Raw genomic sequence first — 4,479 nt, 5'->3', positions numbered from 1 at the left:
TTCCGATATTGGCATCTATTGTTGTTTCAGTTTTTTGTGTTTCTATTTGTGTCATTTTCATTTTTAGGGAATAGGGAATAGGGAATAGGGGTTAGTATTAAATAGAAATAAGATTATAATATTTTGTAGCAATCCTCAATGGGATTAAATCAAATTAACTGAAAAATTCTTATCTCTACTCTATCATTTTAACTTTTGGTAATTATTATACTTCATAGTTAAATTCTACTTAGCTCTGCTTAATTACTTCTTCCAATATATTACTTATAGCAGTTTTCATGTTTTTTAGAGTACAGATATTTGGGTTTAAAGGAAGAAGTAAGAAGGAAGAAGGAAGAAGTAATGCAAGTCAACATGAGTGAAAACTGCTATAAATATCCTATTTCTACACTCTGGTAAAAACGTTCTATAATGGTTGGCAAATTTATAATTTATTCTATGCAATTAATTAATATATTTTTCGACTATTATATTCACAGACTATTGCTTTTGTGCATTTTTTCTAACTTTTTCGAGTAATTTATCCTTACTTTCAGTAGATTTAATGAAATATAGGGATATTTTTCTATTTTATCAGTATCTAAAAAAAACTTTTTGAAATCCGTTGTTTCTGTAACCTGAAAAAATCTACCTAATGGCTTCATTACAAAATCTATGCCCCCATCATTAGCATTAGTTCGCCCTGTTTTGTAGAATTTTAAATTTTCTTGTTGTATATTCTCTAGATCAAAACGAAAAAACACAGTCTGTTCGTGGTAATAATATTTCAAAATACTATAGCTAAAAATTTCAAACAATCTTGCATCTATTTCGGTAAAAGTGTAACAATAAAATCAACATGAAGCTGTTGATTTACTTCTGTTAATTGACTTATTTGCTGGCAAGATTTAATGAATTCTTCAAAAGCATTTGTTTTTGTCGAAATATACAGCTCAATTATTTGAATAATGATTTTAGCCAGATTATAAGTTTCTTCTTCAATTACACAAGTTAGCAAATTTTCATTGAACCAATATCTGTGAGTACCTACTAATTATTGTGAAAAGCTAGTATTTTTGTTTTTTCTCTTCTTTACTATTCCCTGTTCCCTATTCCCTATTCCCTAATTAATGAGTAGTATTCAACTTTTTCTCCAACTGCCGACTACCGACTGACATGGCATAACAAATAATCCAAAAAATTATGCCATTAAATAAATAAACCTCGGCATAATCTCCTAAAAATTGGGGTTGAGCTAAAACCGAACGACTAATACCCAATAATTCTACTAATCCTACAATTGATAATAAAGTTGTATCCTGAAATAGACTAATAAATTGACCAACAATTGATGGAATAGCAACTTTTAAAGCTTGAGGTAAAACAATCAATCCTAAACTTAATGGAGTATTTAAACCTAATGCTTTTGCCGCTTCATTTTGACCTCTAGGTACAGATTGTAAACCACCTCTAACATTTTCTGCTAAATAAGCAGAACTAAATAAAGTTAATCCTAAAATTGCCCGTAAAATTCTATCAGGTCGCATTCCATCTGGCAAAAATAGGGGAATCATAATTTGCCCCATAAAGAGAATTGAAATTAAAGGTAATCCACGAATAATTTCAATATAACCAATAGAAAAGATTCTAATTACTGGCAATTTACTTTGTCTACCTAAAGCCAATAAAACTCCTAAAGGAAAAGATAAAAAAATGCTAACTACAGCCATTAAGATAGTTAGCATTAAACCACCCCAGTCATTTGTAGATACAGATTTTAATCCTAATCCACCTCCGATTAACCAGAGAATTAATAGAAAAGCAATAAACCAAGCAAAAGATAGATATTTACCTAAGTTGATATTTTTTTTGCCTAATTGTTTTCCTATCCAGGCAGTAGCAATAACTAAAATTACCATTCCTACAAGTAATATTTTAAATGGTATAGCTACAGGAATTAATAATAAAATTGCAGGTAAAATAGCAATAAAAATTAATACTGGCAATGTAAATAATGTCGCTGATTTTCTAGCAATAATTCCCCAAGAAAAACCAGAAAAAATAGAAATTATGCCAACTATTAACCAAATGCGCCAATATTGGTCTCTTGGATATCTACCCACCATTAATAATGGCAAGTTAACTTCTATAACCTGCCATTCCGCTTCTGTTGTTGCCCAGGAAATAAAGTTAGTTATTGCCCCGAAAATTAATCCGAATAAGACTAGAGTGAGTAAGGTGTTGTACCAGGTACTAAAAAAATTTTTTCTCAGCCATTCTATAGAATTAGTTTCCTGAAATGGTGGTGCGGGGGATTGATTTGTATTAATGGTTTTCATAGCGTTATTGGTAATAGGTAAAAGTTATCAAATATTATATTTATTAATAATCAATACAACAGTTATAGTTTTTTGTTTACAGGAGTTATCAGATAAATCCTAATTTTTTTCGATACTTATGTTAACTCTAACTAAGTGGGTTTCATCATTGGGGGGCGGGTTTATTTAACTAAATGTGAAAACTCGTTAACTTAACTGAGAAACCCGCCCCTACTATTGTTAACTCTAACTGCTCTAATAAAAAGATTTTTTAGTTCATTAACTCAGGTTCAACCTTTAACAATATTAGGACTTACGCACGCGAAACCCGGTTTCTACGAGAAATCCTTGTTTTGACTAATAGAAGTCTACGATAAACCGGGTTTCTAGGTTCACCTGCGTAAGTCGTGAATATTTCAAAAGTGTTTATTCTGACTCCTGACTCCTGACTCCGACTAATATTATCTTTCTGTTAATTGAACACTTTTATTTAATAAATTCATACACAATGAAATTGTCAAATTTATAGAAAGATAAACTACCATTAAAATGATAAAGACTTCAATTGGGCGACCTGATTGATTATAAGTAGTATTAGCCACAGCATATAAATCTGGATAACCAATAGCTATTGCTAAACTAGAGTTTTTTGCTAAGTTCATATATTGACTATTTAATGGTGGAATCATCACTCGTAATGCTTGAGGAAAAATCACCAACCTCATTACTAAACCAGACTTTAATCCTAAAGACCTAGCTGCTTCCCATTGCCCTTTCGGTACTGCTTGAATCCCAGAACGAACAATTTCAGCAATAAAAGCGCCTGTATAAAATACTAATCCTACTAATAAAGCTGAAAGTTCTAATGTTAATTTTAATCCCCCTTCGGTGCTTCCTGTTGCTGTTACTCTAGGTGCTTGCCAACCCAAAGCAAATATAATAATTAATACTCCAATAATTCCCATGCTAATTAAAGCAATAATTTGTGGTTTACCAGATGCTGCTTTTTCTGTCATTAATTTACTCCGCCATTGCCAAATAAATATCGCGGCGATCGCTCCTACAACTAATACTATTAACCATAACCAAACATTCAAAGTATTTTCCGGCCAAGGAATAGCTATGCCTCGTTTACTCATAAATATTGGTCCGGGTAATTCTAATTTTTCTTGAGGTTTAGGCAAACTGAAAAAAACTGCAAAATACCAGAAAAATAATTGCAATAATAAAGGAGTATTTCTGACAACTTCCACATAAACTCTATTCAAATTCCGCAGTAACCAATTCTCAGAAAAACTAGCAATACCTGCTAATATTCCAACTATTGTTGTGAAGAAAATCCCTAAAATCATTACTCGCAGAGAATTAACTAAACCTGCTAATAATACTTGAGTATAGGGGTCGTTTGGTTTGTAAGGAATTAAACTTTCACTAATACTAAATCCTGCTTCATTGTCTAGGAAACTAAAGCCAAACTTTGTACCTTGTTGTGCTAAATTTCGGCTGAGGTTGCTAATCATTATAGCTACAACCGCAACAAAAATTACTATGGCAAGAACTTGTAAAGCAATACGCCAAAATCTATCATCTCGCCATAGGGGAATTTTTTGATTTTTGTCGTCAATCATAATTTTAGGGAGTAGGGAGTAGTTATAATGAATAATGAATAATTAATAATTAATAATTAAGAGATTGAATGTATCAGGAAATATAAAAAGGAGATAGGGAACACTTAACTGGGAACAGGTATGGAGGTCCGAAGAAATTAAGACAACTATTTGTAACTTAAAAATCTAGTAATATATGTACCTTTCCACGTCTGGTATTTACCGAATAATTAAGGTTTAAAGCCTCTCATGATCAAGGAGAAACAATGAATTTATTTTCCTTTTATTCAATGCTATCCGTTTTAGGGAGAGGTAATTATCAATTATCCATTATCAATTATCAATTATTGACAGATTTCAATCTCTTGAAGTCTTACCTCTTTTAGATTTTAGTCACTTCGCGTCCTCTCTTAATACTTGTTTTACCCAATTATTAATTATTAATAATTAAATAATTCGCGCCTTGAAGCCTCCCCTTTTAAAGGGAAAAAAAGTGCTAGGATATTTCCCGATATTCAATTCCCGTGCGGTTTTAACCAGAGGTAATTATCAATTATCCATTATCAATTATCAAT

At 31.5% G+C, this 4,479-nt stretch carries 4 protein-coding genes; all 4 read right to left on the bottom strand.

The window, feature by feature from the left end:
- Positions 1-473: 473 nt before the first annotated feature.
- The 4 genes from AFK68_RS08920 to AFK68_RS08905 all read right to left on the bottom strand — a co-directional run bounded on the left by AFK68_RS08920 (position 474) and on the right by AFK68_RS08905 (position 3,925).
- Complete coding sequence (locus AFK68_RS08920) at positions 474-743, bottom strand: hypothetical protein (protein ID WP_143437709.1); 270 nt, start codon at positions 741-743, stop codon at positions 474-476.
- 62 nt (positions 744-805) lie between these two features.
- Positions 806-997 carry a hypothetical protein gene (locus AFK68_RS08915; protein ID WP_094672423.1) on the bottom strand — a complete coding sequence of 64 codons (192 nt, stop codon included), beginning with the start codon at positions 995-997 and terminating at the stop codon, positions 806-808.
- 109 nt (positions 998-1,106) lie between these two features.
- Positions 1,107-2,318, bottom strand: coding sequence for an amino acid ABC transporter permease (locus AFK68_RS08910; RefSeq protein WP_094672422.1), 1,212 nt, complete (start codon positions 2,316-2,318; stop codon positions 1,107-1,109).
- A 440-nt stretch (positions 2,319-2,758) separates the two neighbouring features.
- Positions 2,759-3,925, bottom strand: coding sequence for an amino acid ABC transporter permease (locus AFK68_RS08905; RefSeq protein WP_094672421.1), 1,167 nt, complete (start codon positions 3,923-3,925; stop codon positions 2,759-2,761).
- Positions 3,926-4,479: the final 554 nt, after the last annotated feature.

Origin of the sequence: Hydrocoleum sp. CS-953 (assembly GCF_002260545.1) — a bacterium.
Classification (GTDB): Bacteria; Cyanobacteriota; Cyanobacteriia; order Cyanobacteriales; family Microcoleaceae; genus Trichodesmium.
Note: the sequence above shows the minus strand (reverse complement) of the source record. Positions and strands in the feature narration are given on the sequence as shown.